This is a genomic window from Thermophagus xiamenensis (genome assembly GCF_900112795.1).
Classification (GTDB): domain Bacteria; phylum Bacteroidota; class Bacteroidia; order Bacteroidales; family Marinilabiliaceae; genus Thermophagus; species Thermophagus xiamenensis.
In genome coordinates this window covers 54,291-79,625 of the sequence record NZ_FONA01000004.1, presented here as the reverse complement: position 1 = coordinate 79,625, position 25,335 = coordinate 54,291, and the positions used below count along the sequence as shown (strand labels likewise).

General features: G+C 35.4%; 16 protein-coding genes. 5 read left to right on the top strand and 11 right to left on the bottom strand.

What is annotated here, in order from left to right; all coding sequences use genetic code 11:
• The first annotated feature begins 160 nt into the window (after positions 1–160).
• Both BM130_RS03245 and BM130_RS03240 read left to right on the top strand, forming a co-directional pair.
• Positions 161–1,171 (top strand): putative porin, encoded by a 1,011-nt coding sequence (locus BM130_RS03245; protein WP_010528182.1) that lies wholly within the window; start codon positions 161–163, stop codon positions 1,169–1,171.
• 11 nt (positions 1,172–1,182) lie between these two features.
• Entirely contained in the window at positions 1,183–2,547 is a 1,365-nt protein-coding gene (locus BM130_RS03240; protein WP_010528181.1) for a beta-helix domain-containing protein, read from the top strand.
• Positions 2,548–2,627: 80 nt separating this feature from the next.
• Here BM130_RS03240 and BM130_RS03235 read toward each other — a convergent pair whose 3' ends face one another.
• From BM130_RS03235 to BM130_RS03215, 5 genes are all read right to left on the bottom strand, one after another.
• A complete protein-coding gene (locus BM130_RS03235) occupies positions 2,628–3,341 on the bottom strand; it encodes a LytR/AlgR family response regulator transcription factor (RefSeq protein WP_010528180.1) in 714 nt (237 codons plus the stop codon).
• 506 nt (positions 3,342–3,847) lie between these two features.
• On the bottom strand, positions 3,848–4,528 hold the full coding sequence (locus tag BM130_RS03230) for a TrmH family RNA methyltransferase (RefSeq protein WP_052298962.1): 681 nt from the start codon (positions 4,526–4,528) through the stop codon (positions 3,848–3,850).
• A 66-nt stretch (positions 4,529–4,594) separates the two neighbouring features.
• On the bottom strand, positions 4,595–4,867 hold the full coding sequence (locus BM130_RS03225) for an HU family DNA-binding protein (protein WP_010528178.1): 273 nt from the start codon (positions 4,865–4,867) through the stop codon (positions 4,595–4,597).
• 472 nt (positions 4,868–5,339) lie between these two features.
• Positions 5,340–7,307, bottom strand: a complete 1,968-nt coding sequence (locus tag BM130_RS03220; protein WP_010528177.1) for an LTA synthase family protein — start codon at positions 7,305–7,307, stop codon at positions 5,340–5,342.
• 503 nt (positions 7,308–7,810) lie between these two features.
• Positions 7,811–8,104: a hypothetical protein gene (locus tag BM130_RS03215; protein WP_010528176.1), complete on the bottom strand. Its 294-nt coding sequence runs from the start codon at positions 8,102–8,104 to the stop codon at positions 7,811–7,813.
• Positions 8,105–8,812: 708 nt separating this feature from the next.
• On the opposite strand from BM130_RS03215, the gene BM130_RS03210 reads away from it, so the two are divergent.
• Positions 8,813–10,114: a M18 family aminopeptidase gene (locus BM130_RS03210; RefSeq protein ID WP_010528175.1), complete on the top strand. Its 1,302-nt coding sequence runs from the start codon at positions 8,813–8,815 to the stop codon at positions 10,112–10,114.
• 42 nt (positions 10,115–10,156) lie between these two features.
• Here the strand turns inward: BM130_RS03210 and BM130_RS03205 are convergent, their stop codons facing one another.
• Positions 10,157–12,685, bottom strand: a complete 2,529-nt coding sequence (locus tag BM130_RS03205; protein WP_010528174.1) for a serine hydrolase domain-containing protein — start codon at positions 12,683–12,685, stop codon at positions 10,157–10,159.
• 385 nt (positions 12,686–13,070) lie between these two features.
• Here BM130_RS03205 and BM130_RS03195 point away from each other — a divergent pair, with 385 nt between their 5' ends.
• Positions 13,071–13,481, top strand: a complete 411-nt coding sequence (locus BM130_RS03195; protein ID WP_010528173.1) for a response regulator — start codon at positions 13,071–13,073, stop codon at positions 13,479–13,481.
• A gap of 738 nt (positions 13,482–14,219) precedes the next feature.
• Entirely contained in the window at positions 14,220–16,769 is a 2,550-nt protein-coding gene (locus tag BM130_RS03190) for a T9SS type A sorting domain-containing protein (RefSeq protein ID WP_010528172.1), read from the top strand.
• Positions 16,770–16,793: 24 nt separating this feature from the next.
• Here the strand turns inward: BM130_RS03190 and BM130_RS03185 are convergent, their stop codons facing one another.
• The 5 genes from BM130_RS03185 to BM130_RS03165 all read right to left on the bottom strand — a co-directional run bounded on the left by BM130_RS03185 (position 16,794) and on the right by BM130_RS03165 (position 25,210).
• A complete protein-coding gene (locus BM130_RS03185) occupies positions 16,794–18,287 on the bottom strand; it encodes a calcineurin-like phosphoesterase C-terminal domain-containing protein (protein WP_010528171.1) in 1,494 nt (497 codons plus the stop codon).
• A 140-nt stretch (positions 18,288–18,427) separates the two neighbouring features.
• A complete protein-coding gene (locus BM130_RS03180) occupies positions 18,428–19,912 on the bottom strand; it encodes an SGBP N-terminal domain-containing protein (RefSeq protein WP_010528170.1) in 1,485 nt (494 codons plus the stop codon).
• 69 nt (positions 19,913–19,981) lie between these two features.
• Positions 19,982–22,846, bottom strand: coding sequence for a M16 family metallopeptidase (locus BM130_RS03175; protein WP_010528169.1), 2,865 nt, complete (start codon positions 22,844–22,846; stop codon positions 19,982–19,984).
• A 132-nt stretch (positions 22,847–22,978) separates the two neighbouring features.
• On the bottom strand, positions 22,979–23,437 hold the full coding sequence (locus BM130_RS03170) for a hypothetical protein (RefSeq protein ID WP_010528168.1): 459 nt from the start codon (positions 23,435–23,437) through the stop codon (positions 22,979–22,981).
• A gap of 312 nt (positions 23,438–23,749) precedes the next feature.
• On the bottom strand, positions 23,750–25,210 hold the full coding sequence (locus BM130_RS03165; RefSeq protein ID WP_010528167.1) for a RagB/SusD family nutrient uptake outer membrane protein: 1,461 nt from the start codon (positions 25,208–25,210) through the stop codon (positions 23,750–23,752).
• Positions 25,211–25,335 lie beyond the last annotated feature (125 nt).

Sequence of the window (25,335 nt, the reverse complement as noted above, 5' to 3'; positions counted from 1 at the left end):
CTTGACATTCAAAAAATACCCTCTCTTTAGTATGGTAGGGAATTAATCATGAGGAAAACTCTTTAATATTTATATTTTCGCATAAATTATACCCCAAAATCATTCATTAGTCAATTTATAATTGCACACAGGACATAATTTATCATAAAATTGTTGGGAGATGCAGACCAAAAACTGCTTTTTTGTTCTTTTACTTGGGACCATTATATTATGTTGGCCCATGCAAGCACAAAAAACATCACAAACAGAACCATTTAAACCTTCCGGAAGAGTCTATGGAAGAATTTTTACAAACTTTAACACATCTCTTAGCGGTCCGGATAAACAAACCGCATTCGAAGTACGGCGCGCCTATTTGGGATATAAGCACTTTATATCACCTCAATTTTCAGCAGAGATAAAGCTTGACATTGGCTCTCCCAATGATGCCGAATACTCATTGCAACGCCGATTTGGTTATTTTAAAACCGCTGCGGTCTATTATTATCCTGTCGAAAATCTTGAAATCACTTTTGGCTTACAAGATGCGATGCAGTTTAAACAACAGGAAAAATTTTGGAATCGCAGGTATATTGTACGACCATTTATGGATAAATATGGTTTTGGCCCCAGTGCAGATATAGGCATTAAAGCTTGCTGGAATCATCAAAAATTAAACTTTGATCTAGCTTTTTTCAACGGAGAAGGCTATTCCAGTCTGCAAAATGATAATACCTTTAAAGGGGCAATGGGCATTACCATCTATCCTGTCGATGGATGGATTTGCAGAATTTATGGTGATTTATCCGCTAAATCTATCAACCAAACAACGGCTGTAGGATTTGTGGGTTACCGTCATAAACGATTTTCATTAGGTGGAGAATATGCCATGCATTGGAACCGGGACTTTCTGGAAAATCACAACGTTTATGGCTATTCCATTAAGAGTGATTTTCAGATACAGGAAAAAATTAAACTTTTAGCCAGATATGATAAAATTGATTCCAATATTTTGGAAGGGGAATCAATACCATGGAATTTAGCAAACGATGAATCAGCATTGATTGCAGGAATTGAATACATTGCTAATAAGAACATCAGAATCGCTGCTAATTATCAAGACCATTATCCCAAGGCGAAAAACATGGATGTTATTTCGGCTTTTTATATTAATCTGGAAGCTTCTTTTTAAATAAGTTGGAAATGAAAAACTATCCATTTATATACAAACTATTAATATGCTCAATCACAGGAATCCTTATTTTCGGATGTCGTGATTCGGAATACTTACTTCCTAATGACTATACAACCATTTATGATACGGGAAATGGTACCGGAACAGTAACCTGGACTGCAGACAAAGAATATCTGTTGGATGGAATAGTATTTGTTAATGAAGGCCAAATTTTGACCATAGAACCCGGAACCGTTATACGTGCTGAACCAGGGCAAGGCGAAAACGCCAGTGCACTTGTAGTTGCCCGCGGTGGCAAAATAAGAGCCGAAGGAACACCCGAAAAACCAATAATATTTACTGTAAAAGGGGATGACCTTAAAGGGGCAGTTCCAATTGAAAATAATGGGTTATGGGGTGGTGTCATCATTTTGGGCAATGCACCGGTAAACGCCCCGTCGGGCGAGGCCTTGATAGAAGGTTTACCTATTGAAGATTCCCGTGCCCTCTACGGAGGCAGCATCGAAGATGATAATTCAGGAATACTACGATATGTATCTATTCGCCATGCCGGCACAAAATTAGATGATGGGAATGAAATTAACGGCTTAACCTTGGGGGGAGTGGGAAGCGGAACAACCATAGAATATGTAGAGGTAATTTCTAATAGGGATGATGGCTTTGAATTTTTTGGAGGAACGGTAAATGTTCGTTATTTGCTGGCAGCCTTTTGTGGTGATGATGCCTTTGATTTTGACTTGGGATATCGGGGAAATTGCCAATATATTGTTGGTCTTCAGGCAGGTTCAACGGGTGACCTGCTTATCGAAGTAAGCGATCGTTATGGTTATCCCCAGACAAAACCATATATAAGTCATGCCACATTAATTGGACGAGGAATGGACGAAAACGATACCATTGCTAAATTTGGTAATGGTTCTGCCGGAACATTGGTAAATTCAATTATCCTTCATCAAACCGCCGGGATTTTTATTGAATATTCGGACCATAATTTGGATAGTTACCAACAATTTACTGACGGTCATATTAACATTCTGAACAATGTATTTTACATGGTAGGTAAAAATTTAGATGAACAAATTTTGGGTGTCTATTCCAATTTAACCAATTATTCGGCTCAAGATTCTTTAGTAGCGGCATCTTTTAACTCTGGCAATAATCAACTCAAAGATCCGGCAATAATTTATAATCCCCAGAATATTGATGTAATGAATTTATTGCCGGAAAATTCTCAATTGGGGGACGTATTTTTACTAGAGCATGAATGGTTTGAAAACCCAAATTTTAAAGGAGCATTTGGGAATTCAAATAACTGGTTAAATAGCTGGAGTATTTTATATACAGATGGTTTGTTTGGTGAAAATTTCCAATAATATTTCGTTCCAAACACATTTATTTTCCATTTCTGGATTTCTGAAGATTGATTTCTATACAAATCTTTTGTAAATTATTCTTATTTTGAGATCAGGTTAATATCATTCATTAATTTATCTCGGTACGATTTACCAATGGGAATCACTTTAGTTCCGCTATCGGTTTTAATGACTACCGAATTATCCTCAATAACCTTGATTTTGCTGAAGTTTACAATAAACGACCTGTGAATACGCATAAACTTATCGGAAGGCATTTTATCGGCAATAGCCTTCATGGTAAAATGAATAGTATATTTTTCGTTGAAAGTATTTAAAACCACATAATTTTCCAATGCTTCAATCCAAAGAATATCATCATATTTAATACGCACTAATGAGCCATTATTCTTAATAAAAATTTCTGTACTTTCCTTTACCGGTTTCTCTTTTCGCTCAAAACGTTCTCTGGCACGGTTCACAGCTTTAATAAATCGCCCAAATTGAACAGGTTTCAATAAATAGTCAGTAACATCATATTCATACGATTCCAAAGCATATTTTTCCTGGGATGAGTAAATAATTACCTGAGGAATAATATCCAAAGAATCCAGAAACTCAATCCCCGACATTTCTGGCATTTCAATATCTAAAAAAATCAAATCTACTTTTTCCGCTCCGGTCTGAGTCAATGCATTAAACGCTTCTACTGCGCTAGAAAAAGAACCGGTCAAGTTCAATCCTTCAGTTCGACCCACAAACTCCTCAATTATTTTTATTGACAGCTTGTCATCATCAATAATAATACAATTCATACTTATAACCTTTATAAAATCTTAGCCATAATTTAATCTTACATAAATACCTTTTCTTCTGTTTGAAATAGAAACACATTCAATAAATTAATTCTGGACGTTCAAGCTTCTTTGGGATTAATTAAATTGAAACATTTCTACTTTTTAATTATTCTATGCTGCCTGACGAATGAAATTAGCCTGACAAAATTAAAATTTCTTAATTCCTCCTTTTTAAATGTTATAACAATAAATAATGATGCTCGGTTCTATAAGCAAATTCAAAATTTAAGCTATTTAATCAACTTCAAATGTAATAAATAAACCATTTTTAAACAATTCATTCGCAGTTTAAAAAAGAAATAATTCGAAAGCAACAGCGAATTCGGTCTGTTTATTTGCATTTTTCAACCAACAATTGTTTTTCAAAATCACAGAAGCAGTTATAATTCTTTTCACCATACAACCTAATCATGTATTATCAGCTCATAGGCAATAAGTGAGCAACCATCTTAGTCAAGGTCGTTTCATTTTTGCTTTTTATTAAAAGCCTTTTCAATCAAATCGGCTTTTTTAATGGTTTTTCTCATCCAATTAAGCAATAATTGCTCACGATAATCATTATCAAGTTCCCAAACACTTTTGTCTAAATACTTACGAATATGAGAAGAAAAATGTTGCAACATAATAGCTGCAGCAACAGAGATATTTAAACTTTCCGTAAAGCCCACCATGGGAATAGTAATCAATCCATCGGCCAACTCTCGAGTACTATCAGAAATACCCTCTTTTTCATTTCCAAAAACAAGAGCAATAGGTCCTTTACTTACATCTATCTCTGAAAAGGCAACGGCTTTATGGTCAGGGACCGTAGCAAAAATCCTATATTTTTTACTTTTTAATTCATTTAATACAAATTGGGAAGAATTTCCCATTCCTTGGCTATACTTATGGATGGAAAGCCATTTAAAAGCTCCAAGAGCAATTTCGGGATTTACTTCATAATTCTGGTTATCATCAATTATATGAATATCCTGTATCCCAAAACAATCGCAACTTCTAAGGACTGCAGAAATATTATGAGGATTAAAGATGTTTTCAACAACAACCGTTAGATAATTTGTTCTGCATTGTAAGACCTTTTCAAATAACCGAAAACGTTCTGGTGTCAAAAAATCTGATAAATATCTGATAAGTTCTTTTTCCATAATTCGATAAAAAAGGGGCATTCCCAACAGAAACACCCCCATTTAATTCTTTAAACCAAAAAAGAATTAATTTACAGCATCGTTAAGTTCACTGCCAGCTTTGAACTTAACTACTTTTTTGGCAGGAATTTGAATTTCCTTGCCGGTTTGAGGATTTCTTCCGGTACGGGCACTCCTTTCAGAAACAGAAAAAGAGCCAAAACCGACCAGTGCAATCCGGTCACCTTTTTTCAATGCTTCGCCGGTTACTTTAATAAAACCATCTAATGCTTTCTTAGCATCGGCTTTGGTCAAACCTGATTCGCCGGCAATTGCTTCAATTAATTGAGCTTTGTTCATAATAATAATTAATTTTAGGGTTATAAACTAGGTTTCCCAATCTTCCATGCACAAATATAGACGGTTTTTGGTGTTTACCAAATTTCAAAGCATAAAAATTGCACTAAAATCTATTTTTTTTTGAACAACGATACAAAATTGTAGTTAAACAGGCTAATTTTAACAATTCATTGCCCTACATATGTTCAAGCTTTATTGCAATGATACTTTAATGACTTTGAATTATTTTATGATCAATTCAAATATTTTATTCGATTTGTTTATATATGGTTAGAAAATTGACATAAGTAATATTGATTTTGACTGGTGTAAAATTCAATTAACTTACTGACCAAATGTTTTTTATAATTAGTTCATAGTCTTTATTAAAACCACCTATAATGACTATTAACTATTGACTGATCACTAATAACTTCTTCTACCTGTGCACTTCTGCCTATATAATTTTTACATCTACTAATTGTGGTACATTTTAGTGGTCATGTTTGTTTCCTTCTACATTCCAGGCCAGCCGATCATTAATCATGCGAGAAATATACTGCTGTATAACCGCTTTCAAGAGTTTTTCGGCACTCGGTTTATCAACTTGTCCTATTAAGTTATGCTTTTGCAATGGATCGTGCTCTAAATCATAAATACCAGTTACATTTTTCCCATCAAAATACAAGGCATAATTCTCATACAAAAACTGAAAGGATTCGTTAAAATAATTAATGACAAAGCGCTTATTATTTTTTGCCGACCAAAGATCATTACCAAACGCAACAAAAGGATAGGGATAGTCGATAAATGACATTACCGTAGGAAGAATATCGGTTTGTTGCGCCAGCGAATTATCCATACGTGGTTCAATTTCGTCGGGTTTATAGAAAAGTATAGGTATTGCAAAACTTTCAACAGGTGTTTTGTATTCTTCATGAAAAGGGATGGTACAATGATCGGCGGTAATAATAAATAAGGTATTTTTAAACCATGGTGCTTTGGCTGCCGATTCAAAAAAGCGCCGAAGGGCCATGTCGGTATACCCCATGCATTTATGCAAAGGAAGTGGTCCTTCGGGAAATACACCCTCATATTTTTCTGGCACTTTAAACGGATGATGTGAGGAAAGAGAAAAAATAGTAGTAAAGAAAGGCTCATTAAGCCGATTCATATCTTGGGCAAAAAATTGGAAAAATGGCTCATCCCAAATCCCCCAAATACCATCAAACTCACCATCATTATTAAATTCATTTTTCCCTAAATACTGATCATATCCTGCCATTTTGGTAAAAGCCAAAAATCCCATAGAACCATTTGGAGCCCCATGATAAAATGCGGTTTCATATCCAATTTTTTTTAAAAGATGGGCCATCCCATTGATTCTATTATTAGCATATTCCGAAACAATGTAGGGTTGAACCAACGAGGGCACGGATGCCACAATCGATGGCAATGCGTCGATGGATTTACGTCCGTTGGCATATGCTCTATTAAAAGCCCAGGATTGAGCAATCAAGCTATCAAGAAAAGGGGTATAACCTTTATAATTGCCGTCTTCTAAGTTTTTATTAAGTGCACCAATATGTTCACGGCCAAAACTTTCAAGAATAATTAAAACAATATTGGGCCGTTTTTCTTGAATTATGTGTTGATTAAAAGAAGCAGAACGCTTAGGGTAATGAACTGGTGAAAAAATACTATCCAGTTCCTCGGATGAAAAGTATTTTACTTCTTGAAAAGTCGATTTATCGAAGGTACGAAGAATGGCAAAAGGAGTATTAAGAACAATGGGGATTTCCTCAGGCCGTTCCACATATTGAGCGGCATTACTAATATTAATTGGTCGGGTACTATGTCTGAATCCTCCCCGCATCCCTCCTATCGTCAAACCTCCAATTATTGCCAAAAACAATATTCCAACCATCGAATATTGCCATCTATTCCGAAACCCCATTGGTCTGGGTTTAAACCGAGAATATCCCCACACCATAACACCTATTAAAACCAACCACAATAGTGTTGCATACCAATAATCGACCAGAAATCGTCCCCATAAGAGCAACAGATTCTCTTCGTGACTAAAGATTTTAAATACACTGGCTGTGGTTCTTTTCAATGTAAACCTATAGTAGATAATATCCGAAACGTTGGCAGCTAAACCAATGGCATTGGTTACAATAAATAACCATTTCAAAAAGTTCTGATATCCAATCCGAAATTTTATTTTAAATGGAATAAGGTATAGTAATAAGTATAACGAATTAATATAAAGTACCGCACTCAAGTCAAACCTTAAGCCACCATAAAGTATTCGCTTGAAGGTTTGAAAGGATAAATTTTCAAACAAATCAGAATTAAAAAAATAAAATGCCAAACGGCAAATGGTATAAAGAAGCATTATTAACCCAAAACGGAATAGTAAAATAAAATATTCATTCCCTTCTTTAGAGTGTTTCATCTTTTATTTAAAAATTTATAATAACTGTGCAAATTTAAAATAAAAACCATGATTTCTTTAACAAGGGTGTTGAGAAGTGTAACAAGTGATACTAATAACTTATTGGTTTATCCCGTTTGCTAAGTTGATTCCTGTATAATGGGCTATTTTTTGGATTTAACACAATAATCCAATTGTCCTGAAAATTTAATTTAATTCTTTTCGCAATCACAAGTTGTTGTCATAAAAGGATGAAACAACGAAAACTAAGAAGGTTTGTCACCCAAAACAATTATGGAAAATGCACAGGCAAGTTGGAAGAAGTTAAAAAAATCACATCCATAATTAGCAAAGAAGAAAATATTTACATTCAACCAGCCTCAGGAGGAACCAATAGGTTACGACTTGAGCCTGGCTGAATGCAAATAAAAAGATACCTTTGGGACTTAAAAAGATTTAGCCTTTTAAATTAGGCCATACAAGTTCGTCTAACAAATGAATAGGAACGAAAAAATTACAAAAATCTATTTTCTTTTTCTTGCTTTGTCCCTAATTTCATCAATACGCGCAATAACCTCTCTTAGGTTATCGGGATAAGATTCATCCTGGGTATTTCTGTTTTTCAATTTAGAAAGATTGGTTTCATGAATTAGATTTTTAGAATCCCTATCCAATTGAGGTTTAAGTTCAAAATTGGGATAAATCCTTGGCTCCGAAAAATTCTCTACTTCTTCATAATCTAAAAAATCCAAATACCTTAACAACTCTTCGAAAAACTTTGCTTTATCGTCTCTTACTTTTATTCTATAATGTTTCATATCTGTTAGCTTTTTAATTTTTATTCAACACTTTACTGTAAAATCCACATCCCTAATATTTTGAAAAAGCAATTTTAATTAATCTACAAATTCCATACCACATAATTAAAATTAATTATTTTTGCAATTCATATTCTAAATTTAATTATTAGAACATAAATTCTTATTTTCCTATCAAAAAATCAAGAAAGATGTTCTGGAATTGTCAATTCTAAACATAATTGTCGATAATCACTTCCATAAATTTACAAATATCATCATCCATAAAATAAATTTTCATTATCTTTCTTTTTTCAAAACTAACAATAAAAAAACTGAATATTAATTCTATAAAAAACCACTCGCAACAAAATTCTTAATTTAAGACTGCATTAAAATTAACATATTTTTTTTAAGAATAATTTTTACAAATTGCCATTAGGTAAATTTACATAAATAATAAATTTAAGAAAACAATAATCTTTTCTCCTTAAAATATTGCAAAAACAAGTTTTTACTATATTCACAAAATCATTTACCAAACAATTCTATTCATCGAATTATTGAAAAAACATGAATGTGTATCTTTTTGTTTGTAACTTTAATTGCAAAAAAATAAACTAAATTTATAGTCCGAACAACAGTTTCTAATGGATTTAAATTGGACAGACTAATTAACAATTACCAGCGAGCCTGGAACTTTATTAAAGAATCAACAGTAAAGCAGCTATGAAACAAAATTTAAAATTAGCCACCGAACTCATTGACTTTATTCATGAGAGTCCAAGTCCTTTTCATGTTGTAAACAGTGCGTCTAAAATGCTTGAAAAAGCAGGTTTCCAAAAACTAAACTTACAAGATAAGTGGAATATTGAGAGAGGTAAAAAATACTTTACCACTCGAAACGGCTCATCCCTTTTTGCCTTTATAACGGGAACAGAGCCAGCTTCGGAAAAAGGGGTTCGATTAATTTGCGCACATAGTGACTCCCCATCCTTTAAAATTAAACCTTCTCCTGAAATAGTCGGAGATGATTATTATTTGTCTCTGAATACAGAAGTGTATGGGGGGCCCATTTTTATGAGCTGGCTCGACCGCCCGCTATCTATATCAGGAAGGGTTGCATGCCAGAGTGAAGATGTGTTAAACCCACGAATATACTTGGTTAATTTCAACCGTCCCATGGTTGTTATTCCCAATTTAGCAATTCACTTAAATCGCCAGGTAAATGATGGGGTTAAACTAAACCCTCAAAAAGATCTGTTGCCAATTATGGGAATATTAAATGATGAGGGTGTACAAAAAGGAATATTAAAAGAGTTAATTGCAAGAGAAATAGGCACAGAAACCGACAAAATACTTGATTTTGATCTAACACTTCATGAATACCATAGAGGATGCATTTGGGGCGCTAATAACGAATTTATATCAAGTCCGAGGTTAGACGATTTGGCTATGGTACATGCCGGCTTAAAAGCGATACTGGAAGCATCTCCTACAGGATCGACCCTAATGTTGGGTATTTTTGATAATGAAGAAGTAGGAAGTCAAACTAAGCAGGGAGCCGGCTCTCCCCTATTTAAAAATATTTTTTACCGCTTACTCAGTTTATTAGGAAATGATGAAGAAGCCATTCAACAATGTATTTACCAATCTTTTATGATATCAGCTGATATGGCCCATTCGGTTCATCCAAACTTCCCGGAAAAACATGATCCTAAATTACATCCCCTAATAAATAAAGGTCCTGTAATAAAAATTCATGCAAATCAGAAATACACTACTGATGGCGACAGCGGTGCAGTATTTGAATCGTTGTGCCGGCAAGCCGGTGTTCCCTGTCAACGATTTGTAAACCGAAGCGATATGGCCGGTGGGTCAACCTTAGGGAACATTTTAACTTCTCAATTGGATATTCGATCGGTAGATGTAGGCAATCCTATGCTGGCAATGCACTCGGTCAGAGAATTAGCAGGTGTAAAAGACCACTATTATATGATAAGGGTATTCGAAAAATTTTTTAATGATTAAGAATAGCTTTTATAAGTCATTTATAAAACAAAGGGGGAAAATTTAGTTTAAAAACCAATATTCCTCCTTTGTTTTATCATTTTCCCACTCAAACTTTTCATTAAAACCAATAATAGAGTTATAAATTATATCTTGGATAGTTGTCCGATAGTTTTCCTCTATAAGTTTTTTATTATATTGATTTGGATGCACTCTATTAGAAAGAAAAACGTAAACAATTCCGGTTAAGGGGTCGGCCCATGCAAGGGTTCCGGTAAATCCACTGTGTCCGAAAGAAGCTGGAGATGCAAAGGATGAGACAGGATTAACTTTGGTGGTGTCGGATTCAGGTTTATCAAAACCTAGACCTCGACGATTTTTGTCGTTATGGCGACTCGTAAACAATTTAATGGTATTAGATTTAATGTATTCTTTCCCACCATAATGACCTCCATTTAAATACAACTGCATCATTTTAGCGATATCCAAAGCATTGGCAAACAAACCTGCATGTCCGGCCACCCCTCCCATCATTGCAGCACCAGGATCCTGTACCCACCCATGCAATAATTGTTTACGAAAAGCTTTGTCATTTTCAGTAGGTACTATTCTTTCTTTTTCGAAGTGTTCAAGGGGTCTAAAAGCTGTATTTTTCATACCCATCGGACCATAAAAGTATTCATAAGTAAAAGTATCCAATGAGCTATTGGTGAGTTCAGTTATCATTTTGCCCAGTAAATAGAACCCAAGGTCACTATACCGATATCTTCCTTTTTGATGTAAGGGCGATTCTAAAACTTGCTGCATTATGGAATCAAGATAATTTTTATTCATAAACCAGTTTTGAGCCACAGGCACTGAAAACAAAGTATCAGGTTTATGGCTGAAAACATCTTTTCGGTATGTAACGGTTCGATTCAAATAAATATAATCATCCAATTTAATGTTGTAAAGCCATGAATATCTATTGGCAAATAATCGACCTTTCAATTTGGTTTCATCAACAGCTTGCAGATAAAAAGGGATATAAGAAGCAAGGCCACTTTCATGAAGCAACAGTTCTTCTATAGTTAATGATGCCTTTTCAGTAGAATTTAATTGTGGCAGAAATCTACCTAAAGTATCCTTCAATTCCCACTTATTATCATCATACAGTTTCATTAGTGCTGGTACAGTTGCTGCAATTTTTGTTATGGATGCCAAATCATAAATATCAGAAGTGAGCACCGGTTGTTTTTTTTCATATGTGTGAAATCCATATGCTTTGTTCCATACCACAACTCCATTACGTGCCACCACTATTTGACCACCGGGAAGCGCCTTTTCTTGAATGGCCTTCAACATCAATGAGTCGATTTTAATTAAGCTGTCGGTAATCATGCTTACTTCTTCGGGCACACCAAATTTTAAGCGACTTTTAATAATTGACAACGAAAATGAACGAATACCTTCATACCAATCTTCAAAATTACGCACTTCTTCTACATTAATGCCGGCAAACAAGGCTTGAGCCAGGAATTCCCAAACCATATCCCATTCGGAAGTACCTGTATAAAGGGCATCTATCTCTTCGGGGAAGCCATTCACCTTAAAATAATCAGATGGATCAGCAACTAGCAAGGCAATTTTTGCTTCAGGATTTTGCAGGCGAATCTCTTGTGATTTTTTACTTATATTCGCTTCAGTTATCTCTTGTTTTTCACATAACCAAACTACATAATTGACTGAAACCGAATCGTTCTTCTCAACAGTAAAATGATTCTGAAGCATAGCAATAAAAGGGCTGTAATATTTATCGGGAACATCCGAAACAATTTTAATTTTTACTGAACTTAAATCGGTTGGTAAAAATGGTTCTTTTTTCTGCCCAAAAAAACGGATACCCTTTTCAAAAGCACTTCTTCTTGCATATTCTATTATCGAAAGATCAAAAGATTTCCTATCAGATGGTTTTACAACACTTCCACACTCTAAAATATGCTTTAAAATTATACTGCATCCGATATCAAGATCCTCTTCATTTAGTAACCTGTTTTCGTAAGCCCTGAGCAACCGTTTAAAATCCTCAGCATAATCAAATGTCAAGAAAATCGTTCCTTTTTTTACTCTCTCTTCAAAGCTATCTTTAACTTTTTGTGTCCTATTATTATGCTTTTTTACAATAAATTCACTCGTATCATAATCTCCAAGTCTTTTAATGGGACGGAGATAAGAAAAGAAATTATTAGTTAATGGAACAGCAGGAATACATCTAAAATTACCTTCACTTTTAGAGAAAAGCCATAAGGCTAACGAATTTTGGGAATAAACAGACGGCAAATGGTTCTTTGCCACCTCAAATAAATATTTATTTGAGGCTAAAATACCGACTATCTGCTTCCTTGCCATATATTGCATTAAATCTTCTCTCAAGATATCCCTAAGAAAAGAATCTTTGACACAACCCACAGCCCGAACGTCAGGAAACGGCGCTAAAATATTTGAAGTTTTAAAACCATTTAAGCCATTCAAAAGAGGAATATTAGACCAACCACCTTGGGGAATACTTTCGGCCTTAGGAAAAATCACTGTACCATCCCTTTCATGTATCATTGGAAACAGAATTAAACTAATTTTTTGGGACAGATCCATGCTTTTCACCCTCATTAACCAGTCAGTAGTTTCCTTATCTGATGCTCTAACCACCAATCTTCCTTTAGTCAAGCACAATACAAATACAATAAGAAAGATCCTGAAAGTCATTCTCCTCCCAATCATTGGATTCCCCCGGTTATTTTTGTTGATAGATAAAAAAGTTATTTTTTCTTTTTATCTCAAAACAACAAAAAAAACCGTGAACTAACTAACGATTTTTCCAAAAACATATTTATTGATAATTTTTCATCGAAAATGAAGAGATGTTTAGAAATAAAATATTAATTTGGTCTTTCTAATCAAAAGAAATAGATATTGTCAATATTCAATTACCGGATCAGTTATGTTGGACTCAGATTTAAGCAAAGCCCTTAACCAAAATTGGGGCGATAAAGTAATTTTAGTTGTTGAAGATGTTGATACCAATAAGATATTTTTTGATGCAGCCTTGCGTCGAACCAATGCTAAAATATTATGGGCTAAAGATGGGCAACAAGCGATCGATCTCTTTAAAAACAACGCTGTGGATTTGGTGTTAATGGATTTGCAGCTGCCTATAATGGATGGATATACCGCTACACGTGAAATAAAAAAAATCAATCCTAACGTTCCGGTTGTAGCTCAAACTGCCCACGTAATGTCCGGTGAACGGGAAAAATGTATGGAAGCCGGATGCGACGATTATTTAGCCAAGCCTATTCGCTTGCAGGTGTTGATGGATACACTTTCTAAATTTTTAAATAAACCCCAATAATAGTTTTAATAGCTTTTATACAATTATTGCTCTTTGTAAATTTTTTTCATTTTAAAAGGGCAATGCTGTTTCATCGGTATAAAAATTACTTAAGTTATTGGACCGATTATACTCGCTTGGCTTAAGTTTAAACATATTCTTGTTTTGGAAGACCTTCTTGATCATGCTCGTTTCTTCCGTATAAAACTCACTTACTTCATTGATATATTGTTTCTTAATAGTAGTCATTAGTGGTTAGTCATTAGTCACTAGTCCATTAACACTAATGACTATTTAATTAATGACTATTGACTTCTTCTGCCTTCTGCCTGTGCAATTCTGCCTTTGTCGTTTATACATGTCCTTTTGTGGCAAAAGTCGCCATGCTCGTTTCATTCTTATAAAATATACTTATTTCACTGAACTATTGTCTCTTAAAATCTATCATTTGTCATTTGTGCATAGTCATCAGTCTGTAGTGTTTTACACAAAGCACTAAAGATTAATTACTAACCATTGATGAATAAAAAACCCTTCTACTTGTGCACTTCTGCCTATATATATTTATCCATGTTTTTATTGTTGAAAGCCTTCTTGGCATTCTCGTTTCGTATTATTCTTCATTGAAGTAAAACTTCTTTTTATTGAAAGAATCGAGTACATATTGGAAAAAACAATTAGCTGAACAATTTTCTCTTATTTTTGCTGTTTCTAAATACATCCATAATCTGTGGACTGAAATATTGCAAATAAATTTTCATGAGAAAACAAATATATTTTTCGCTATTCCTACTTTTTGGCCTTATTAATGGCCCAATAGTTATATCTCAAATTTCCATTCATACCACTCCGGCCAGTTTTAACCAAGAAGCATCTCTTAAGGGAACACACAAAATTCCTATTCAGATATTAGATTCCATTAAAGTTGATTTACAGAAAGCATTGGACGAAAAAAACGGAATACCCAATCGAATGGGTATCGTTCAAAAAATTGCTATTAACCTAAGAGATTCAGCACTTAAAACAACCATTGGTGGTGTGCAAATATGGCGTTACCGGATTCATTGTCCGGATGCAGTTTCTCTGGGATTATTTTTCAGCAGCTACTTACTTCCTCCCGGTGCCGAGTTATTCGTTTACAATGCTGACACAACCACTTTAAGAGGAGCATTTACTGAAATTAACAATAAGAAATATAGAAAATTATCAATTGCGACTGTTCCAGGAAATTCGATAATTATTGAATATAACGAGCCTGTTGATGCGCAATTCGAGGGTGAACTATTTTTAGAGTCAGTGTTTACAGCATATCGAAACATGGTCACTACTGACAGCCCTTATATCGATATTAATTGCGAAGAAGGCAACGATTGGAAGGATCAGAAACGTTCCGTATGCCTGATGACTTTCGCTGAAGGACGGGATTGGTATGTTTGTACCGGTGCTTTGGTTAATAACACCAGGGAAGATGCAACACCCTTCTTTCTAACGGCCAATCATTGTATCTATTCAGAAGAGGTTGCCCAAACTTTAATCACTTATTTTAACTATGAAAATTCGGTTTGCAATGGCTCTGACGCCTCGCCAGACCAATCTCTTTCCGGCGCTGAACTTTTAGCTACAAGTGATTATAACGATTTTACCCTTTTAAAATTATCGGAAGATCCGCCAGATGCCTATCAACCCTATTTTGCCGGGTGGAATGCCAATGACACAATTACTACAACTTCGGCCACATGTATTCATCATCCGGAAGGAAATCCCAAAAGTATTGCCATTGATTATGATGCCCCTGTCAGCTATGATTATAGAGTGATATGGGATGATGACCTCATTACTGATGCCAATACACACTGGATGGTTCAGTACGATAGTGGCGCCGATGCGAGCGGTTCTTCTGGAAGTCCTCTGTTTGATGACAACCATAGAATAATAGGGCAACTGCACGGTGGCGATGATGACATCTCTTTATTCGGAAAGTTTTCACTTTCCTGGGACTATTATTCTAATGCAACAGCTCAATTAAAGTATTGGCTCGACCCGATAAATAGTGGAATCAAGGTATTAGATGGCCTTGATTATAATCGTACCCCTACTGCCAATTTTGAAACAGATGTCTCTTTGGCTTGCCTTAACACTACTGTTTACCTAACAGACCAAAGCAAGGGAAGTCCCGAACAATGGCACTGGGAAATACAACCTTCCACCTTCGCATTTGTAAATGGCACTAATGAATACACTCAGAATCCGGAAGTTATCTTTACAGAAGAAAATATTTACACTATAACTTTAATTGTTTCAAATGAATTTGGGACTGATACCCTTCAAAAAAATAATATAGTTGAAGCCAAATCGACATTTAACGTTTCCTTTATCAATTTAAGTGATGAAATATCCATGTGCGGAAAAAGTATTGACCACATTGAGTGGCAAGCACAAGGGGCCGAAAATTACTCCTTTTGGGTGTCGCAAGACAATCTTATCGATTATGAATACAATGACAATGTCATAACTCTTGCAACCAATGAATCTGCCCGGCAAAACGGTTCGTTTGACTCTTATGTCGTAACAACCGGGGGACATGGAAGCTGTCTTTCTTCTGATACCGTACTACTCCATGTTTTATACCCTATAAACGACAAGATAGAAAATGCCATTCCTCTTTCATTGGGTTATAACGGTAGCTTTTCTATTGATTGCGGTACTGTCAATACATTGGAACCGGCACCTCCCGCCACCGAATGTTCTCAAAATCAAAATTGCTTCACTACCACTGCAGATGAAAGTGACAATTCAGTTTGGTTCAGTTTCAAAGCTCCTTCCAATGGTCAAATATCCGTCTATGCCGATGGTACACCAATGCAATTATCCGTATTTCAATCTAAAACCTATGATGACATTACAACCACCAATAATGACTTCTCATTAGTCGCAGCCTCCGGATATTCAACCACTCCGTCATTGGGTAATTTAATCGTCGAGCCATTTAAACAATATTGGCTGCAGGTTTACTCCGACCAGGAATACGGGGATATCGAAATAACCCTTTTAAGTCATACCATTGAGGTATACCCAAATCCTTCTGACGGGATATTTCATTTAACCATTTCGGGTGTATCGGATGAACAGACTTTTAACCTTTCTGTTTTATCTGCTACCGGGAAAAAAGTTCTTTCCAAAGAAATTTCTATCAGTCCACAGAACACAACGTTCGATTTGAATTTGACTGGTATTCCCAGTGGCATATATTATATCCATGCAACTAGCAATCAAGACAAACTGACAAAAAAAATTATAATTAGACCTTAATCTTACTGCACCAAAAAGGTTCTATCATTTTATCAGGAACAGGTTGCTGCCATACACTTCAAGTCCATAATTATCGAAAGCTTTAATTTCAATTTTACCGGTATTCACCTCTATAGTATCAGGAATATATCCCAACCATAAATGAGGAGAAGAAGAACTTCTTAAAGCCGATTTTCTACTGAATTTTGTAGGGAAAACATTACTTCTGTTCATAGCAATTATACGCGCCACTTCCGGAGCTATCATTCTAATTGGCTCCATGGCCTGCCAACCATTATTATTAATATTCATAAAAACTTTCGTACGCTCTGAGCCAGCATATACATTTACAATAACACTATTTTTATCAAGTTCTTTCAATGTTTTAACATAAGTATCAATAGTGTCCTGACCGTTTACCCAAATATTCATTTGCTTTGAATCATCCATTCCTACCCCTTTGAATCGAAAAGAATAATCACTGCCATCAAAATCAATAATAAAATAATTTCGAGGGGACCCATCCTGCATCAAAGCATGCGGTATTCCACAGAAGTATCTCTCACCTGTCCACCATCCTCCACATGATGCACCTACCCCCAACTCACTAATATTATCGGTATAAAAATGTCTTTCAACCCGATGAGTATGTCCTGAGAGAATTAACACTTTTCTAGAATCACCAATCACAGAAAATAATTCTTCCTTATTTCTTGTATAAGCCATGGGAATGTGTTGGCAAAGCACAACAAGCTTATTTTCTGGAACCAAAGCAAGGTCATTTGCCACAAATCGAATCTGTTCAGGCGAAAACAGCCCTTTATAGGCCCTTCCACCATCTGACCATACATTATTTAAAACAATAAAATGTACTTCCCCGTAATTAAAAGCATAATGGGAAGCACCAAAATAACTATTAAAAGTACTATCTTGATGCTTAGCATCGTAATTTCTGTCATGATTACCATAAACCACCCAGGAAGGTGTATTTAACTGTTTCAGCATGCTTGAAATAATTGGTTCCATTTGACTATCGCTATTGACCATATCGCCGAGAAAGATATGGAAATCCAAATCATTTCGCGATAAAAGTTCAGCCATTATTGTTTTATTGGCATAAAATGCTTCCTGAAGGTTGTCAATTTGCACATCTCCCACCGCACCAATTCGGAATTTCGCATTTATTTCTTTTTTTATAAGGGGGAATGAAATAAAAAAAGACGTATTCTCAGTCAATTTGTCAAAATATTGAAATGCCGAGTTTTTTATTTTTTGAGCGACATCATATCCCGAAGGTAGTATAGGGAACAAACTTTTGCCAACCGAAACCTCAATCTCAAACTCGCCTTTATTGCTGCTCAAAACAATAGTATCACCATTTGATAATGGAATATTTTTTAATAATCTGTCTCCTCTATCAAACAGATTGTTCCCATTTTTATCCCAATAAACCCTTCCCGAGACTTTTGTTGATTGTCCTGAAAGGAGAGAAAATTTAAATATAATTATGGTTGTCAAAAAAAAATAATATCGCACCATTGATATTCAGTTTTATTAGGTCAGTTGTTATATTTCTCGGTAAAAATTTTCAAACCATAGTGAAATTATACAAAAACAAGAAAGGGTGCCTTTCCAAAATTTGATACAGCACCCCTTCTATCAAAATATTATTCTATTAATTATTCTTGCGGGATATCATACTTATAAAGCATAGTATTTTCTAAACTAGTATTTGTAAATATCGCATATCCCACACCATTAGGTGCAAAATCAAGGTAAAGAGATTCACTTTCCACATTTTCAAGAACATCAGGATTGGACCAATCCTGAGTAGTTTCATCAAAAGCAACCATTACTGGATACATATTTTCATCTCTATAGAGCATGCAAGGTATTCCTGCAGGTGAAATGGCAAGACTAAATTCCCGACCGACTTTTCCATCAACATTAATTGGCGATCCTAAATCAACCCATGAGGATGTTTCCTCATTATACTTGATAACCCGTGGGCGTACGATATCTTCACCCAAGATATTATCGGCTAAAGCAACATAAATATTCCCACTGGCATCAACATCCATATCAAAATCCCTATAGTAAATACCTGTTGCTCTTTCGTCACTATAACCCTCAGAGATGGTTGTCCAACTTCCATCAGTATATTTATAAACAGAAATAGTTGATTCACTTACATTTAGTACACCCACAATAACGCTATTTCCATAACGACAGGCTTTAGGATAATAAGTATTGGTAGTTGGACGCCCGGGAATAGTGATAGATGTTTGCCATGCGGAACCGTCATATAGCGAAATATTTAAGTTCCTTCTTTCAATTGCCCCATCACGCCCATCATTTACTGCAACAAGCATCGGGTTATTATCACTCAAAAGCACTAAATCATTATAACCAATTTCAGTATCTGTAATGCCTTTTCCCAAAGAGCCTCCCACATAATTCCATGCCGAACCGGTAAAAGACATAACAGAAGCACTTTTATTTTCGTTAGAATAATCGGTAAATACAACATATGGAATACCATCGGCGTCGAAGGCCAGATTTACATCGCTGGCTCTTGCTTCTGAAAGGGTGCTGCCCCCCAAAATAGTTAGTTGTGTTCCATCCAGCATCAATACTCCGGCTTTATAATTATCCGAATCATCAGCTGATTGGACATAAGCAATATAAGGTATTCCTGTTACCGGATTAACTTTCATCACTGTTTCCCTCATATCAGTTGTATCGCTGGCCAAAGGCGTCCAAACAGCATCAGGCAGATCTTCTATTGTTACGGTGTATAATGAATTGCTGGTACCTTCTGTTACCAAATAGTCAACAGGTGTTGTAAAATCATTTGCACTCACACCACTTTCCTGAATCACCCCATTTACAAAAACCGTATCATCGTCTGTAACCTCAAAACGAGCAACCAGTGAAGTTTTATCTACATATTGAGGTAAAGCGACAGAAATATCGCCGGTAATATTGTCCACGACGTAATCATTCAATAAGTTGCCAGGGTTATCTTCGGCATAAAATCCAAAGCTAACAAATTCGGCATCACCGTATTCCGGTAATTTAACATCGTTTTCATCGTCTTCACACGATGAAAAAAAGTTACCCATTAAAAGTAGAGTCAAAAAGAAATAAATGTTTTTTTTCATAATATTGATTTTTAAGATTAAAAATAATTATCCACTCAATAGCTACCCTGCTACATATCATTTTTTTCTTCAATACAGGCTATTAACATGGCTATCATTTTTTTCACCATTCAAAATATTGTCATCGCTCGTAGCAACATCTTCACATGGATTTAATATGGCTTTTATTACCGGTAATCTTAAAAGGTTATTCTTAATCATAACAGCCAACTCTTCTGCCGTTACAGCTTCCACCAATTTATCGTAATGAATAATAGAATTCCAGTCTTTTTCTTCGTAAAACAACTGGTTTCTAATGGCTCTGGACCAATACATATTTTTTTGCATATTTGTAGACCAATCTTTCACAAAGTTTTTCTTTACATCTACCAAAATCGAATTAATTAGATCCGTATCATCAGAAAGTAACTTCAACTCCTGAAAGGTTCTATCAATTAAAACATTTACATCTTCAGGTGAGCAGGAAAAACTAATCGAGGACCTTCTAAATTTTCGTGGAAATTTGGTAGCTGCGGACATTACTCCCACGCTATAAACCTTTCCCATATCTTCTCGCAATATCTGAAGAAGACGAGCTCTAATTACCGCTTTCATCATTTCAGCTTTGATGCTGTAGTGACTCAACGTTCCAGGGTAATTGTAATCCTGAAAAACTAAAGAGACCACCGATCTCGGATTATTTCCGGCATTTCTTTCAATGCTTTTTTCAACACCAAGAAGCCTTGGACCTTTGTAGACAAATGGATTGCCTCCCTCTCCCTTAGGAAGACCACCAATATATTTTTTAATTAAAGGCTTTACATCGTCCAATGAGAGGTCGGAAAGAATAACAAACTTAAACCCGGTTGCATTTCCAAAATTTTGTTGAAATACTGGCAGCATCCTTTCAAAACGCAGTGACTTTTCTAAAACAGAATCACTCAATTCTTGGCGAACATAACTTCGACCATTTAATAAAACATTTAAGTCCTGATAAAATGTATCCTGCGCTGTTTTATTGGATGTCAAATACTTCTCTATTGTTTTGGCTTTTATTAGACGGAACACGGAAGAATCAGCTCGAGGTTCATTCCATTTAAGATAGAGCAATTTAAAAAGCGTTTCAATATTTTTGTGATCTGACCGACCTACAATGCCGGAACGATTTTTTTCAATGACAAAATGTAATGAAAGGGTTTTATCAGCCAGAAAATGGTTCAAAGCCTCACGTTGAAAAGCACCGGCACCACTTAACGGCACCAATGTTCGGGCAATAATACCGTTTACATAGTCACTACTGTCTAACGCATATAATCCCCCTTTACGAAAACCACTAAGCGCAATATAGTCCCGGTCTCTTTCTGAATATTTGTAATAAACCTCGGCACCATTTTCAAGAATAATACGATGGACTCCGATTTCTTTAATCTCTTCTATTTTCGTGATTACTCCTTCATTCGGTTCTTTTTGCATCAACCGGTCAGGAACACTAAAAGTTAATTTATAAGGCTCTATTCTACATTCTGCTATTGAATCAAATATGAACTGCAATTCCTTTTCAGAAGGGATTGTTTTTGAGGCATCATCAAAATAAGACAACAGATAATGAGTTTTGTTTAGATCTCTAATTTGTTGCAGCCGGTTAACGATAGATGCAGAATCAATCAAGCTGCTATATTTTTTCGCCAGTTGGTATTCATAATCAATATCAACCACCATGTTTCCTGCAAAAAAATCATTATATATTTCAGGAACAAACGAGCTTGATTCTTTTGGAGAATTTGACTCGGCCTTATTAGCTAAAGCATTTAAATATTTGGTTTTTATTTTCTCAATTTCCAAGGAAGTAAAACCATATCGAAAAATTTGTTCAACATCCCTGGCAAACGTGATTATGCCTTCTTTAATGCGCCCCGGAATCAATTCAACCGATCCCATTAATACCCCTTTCACATTTATAAAACTGCTCAGAGAATAACTCCCATCATTATAGGGTAGATCTTTAAATGAAAGATTGGCAAAGCGTTCTTTGAAAAGTCTATTTATTAATTGTCGTTGCAAATAGGCATAATAATCTTCCTCAGTTTTTACACTTGAAGGTTTTTTGGTTAACTGTAAGATGTTTAATTCTACCTTATCCAAAGAGGAATGATGAATATATTTAACCAATACATTGTCAAAATCAGGGATTTCGTAACAAGGGGGATTCTCAGTCAGATTCACCTTGCCGAATTTGCCGAACCTGCTTTTTATAAGTTTTTTAGTTACTTTGGGATCTACATCACCTACCACAGCAACAGCCATTACAGAGGGAGAATACCATTTTTCATAATAATCCCGCAATCGCTGATGTGGAAAATTCTTAATGATGGATGTATCACCAATGGTTAACCTTTGTGAATATCTGGAGCCATTGAGAAGTTCGAGTAACAAAGCCTCCCGAGCTTTTCTTTCAGGACCGGTTTGCTGTAACCATTCCGAAACGATTACGCCTCGCTCATTTTCTATTTCAACACTATCCAACAATAACCCACCAGCAATATCTGCAAGCACCATGAGAGTTGAATCAAGCAATTCTTGGGATGAGACAGGCATTTTTAGTTTGTACACAGTTTCATTCAAGGAAGTGTGGGCATTGAAATCCACCCCAAATTTGGCCCCTTTTGATTCCAGAAACTCAATCATTGTTTTCCCCGGAAAATTACGAGTACCATTAAAGGCCATATGTTCAATAAAATGAGCTAATCCCAATTGATCGTCCTCTTCGTAAACAGAACCGGATTTTATAAATAACCGGAATATAGCCTCTCCTTTAGGATAATCATTAGGAAGAATATAATAGGTCAGTCCGTTTTTTAACCGACCTTTCAATAGATCGGAAGATTGCATCAACTCTTGACCAATAGCACATATTTCCAAGAAGAACAAGAAAAAAAGAATTTTATATTTTATCATCGAACTACTATTTAACAACTTTCCGCTTTAATTGGGCAACAACTATTTCCCTCGATGGACAATATAGCTTAATAGGAACTCCGCCCCATCACCATTAAACACTTGATTTCCCATGTTTCCCATATTGATGAGTTATTCTATTTTAGTAATTACCAGTTCAGTTTGATTATGATCCGGTCCAGGCAATCCTATTGTAAATCCAAGATTGTTTCCCGTAATGCGTATTATAAGACTATTGTCCTTAGAAGGGTCCAATGTATTGGGTAGCCATTTGATTCTTACCGGCATTTCATAAATTCCCGGTAAAAAAGTAAGGCTATTTCCCTGTGTAATCATTTCAAAATCTACTCCTTCCTGCAGCCCGTCACCTACCACCACCTCATAATCAACAATCAGGTTCTGTGATAGGGGTTTGGAACTCAGATAAATGTTATACTCCTTTAATACTGTTGCCTTTGAAGAAACCGTTATTGACGATGCTCCTTCATACATTATATGAATAAAAGGATGATCAAAAACCTCTATTTCATTTTTATTGCAACCAGAAAAAAGAATTAACAACAGTATGGGAAATAAACGTTTTGTCTTCATTAGTATATTATTTATTTAACTTATTGGTCTAATGAAAGCTGCATGGCTTATCCTGTTATGGTAAAAGTCGCCATGCTCGTTTCATTCGCATAAATTCATCCTAAATTATTGATTAAATGCAATTTAAATTATAGTAATTAATCGTCCTAGTTTAACACACAAATGGTTATTGACTTTATATTAATCGCTAAAAACTTTTTCTTCCCGTGTACTTCTGCCTCTGTACTTTAGAAACATATTCTTTTGTTGTCTGTCTAATTAAATACTTTATCAACAACGATATGGATTGCATTTGTAAAATTTCACCGATAACTAATCATTTACAGTGGGATTTGGAGTAATATTATTATTAGCATTTAGCTCCTTCTCAGGTATCGGGAGAACAAATAAATCGCTGGGATATGCAATGTATTGAACAGTAGAAGTGGTAGATGCTTCTCGTACCAAATCTTTTTTCCTTCTGGTAATATCAAAAAACCTGATTCCTTCAAAACACAACTCTTTAGCGCGTTCTCGATCAATAATCTTCTCCAGTTCAACGGGGTCATAACTAATCAAAATATCTTCCGGATCTTTACCGGTAGCCCGCGCCTGGATAACTTTAACATCATTTGCTGCTTCCTCATACATTTGTTTATTCAGGTAGGCCTCTGCCCTATTAAGAAAAACCTCTGATAAACGTAAAACAATCGGATCATAATGTTTCTCCTGCTCACTGACCTCTGCAGTAATCCAGAATTTTTTACAAACGGGCTCATTGCTTTCATCAGTTAAGAGCTCAAGCCGAATATCATTGGGATCGTCGAATAATGAAATCAAGGTATCTGCCGGAATGGCTACAGGAGAAATTGGAGAATAAAACGAAGAAAGAGAAGAGCTTTTATACAGCCCATTTAATCTAAAAATCATTTCATCTCCGGCTTCAAGATTATTAAACATATCTGTATAGTCTTCCCGTTTAGTTAATTCCCTTTGCCCTATAAGAATATCAGAATAGGCAATAACATCATCCCAATTCTCCATATACAAAGCAACTCTGGCTTTAAGAGCATAAGCAGCCTCCTGGGAAGCATAGTAAGGAGTTGATGCTACTTTCCCTTCGAACAGCTCGATAGCCAGATCAAGGTCTTTTAGAATTTGGTCATATACTTCGGCAACACTGCTTCGTGGCAAATTATCGTCTGGTCCGGGTGTTTTTAAAACAATCGGAACACCAGGATGAGAAGCATCTTCAGTATAATTGTAGGGTTGTGCATAACAACGACACACATCAAAATGCACCAAAGCCCTAAGGAATAAAGCTTCTGCCAAAATCTCATTCAACTGATCTTCATATTGAGGATATTTTTCGACCAAGCTGGGTTGATACTCTATAATGTTATTAATATTTGCAAGAGCTTCATAAGTATAGCGCCAAATGTGTCCAACAGTACCTGCCGCATCATCCGGGGTGGAAGAAAAATTATATTGTTCCACCATTTCAGCACTCCCGCCAACAACATTTAAAGAGAGCATATCTCCCGCAACATCCGGATATAGATAAAAATTATTATCATAATACTCATATACAGCACTATAAGCACCGGGCAAAGCTGATTGAATGCCATCCATATCTGAAAACAGAACCGGGATAGTGGTTTTTCCTATAGGATCGACCTCCAAAAAATCACAGCCCCAAAATCCTGATATAAAAACCAACAAAAGAGTCATTAATCCTACTTTTAGCACCCTTTGAAAACCATCTTTTATTAATCTTTTTAAAAAAACTATCATAATTAATTTCTGTTTTTAATCAGTATAAAAACTATTTAAATTATTGGTCTAATGTAACTTAAAGTTAGTTTTTAGTGGTTAGTTCATTAGTCATATTAGTGATTAGTTATTTGCCCATAGTCCCT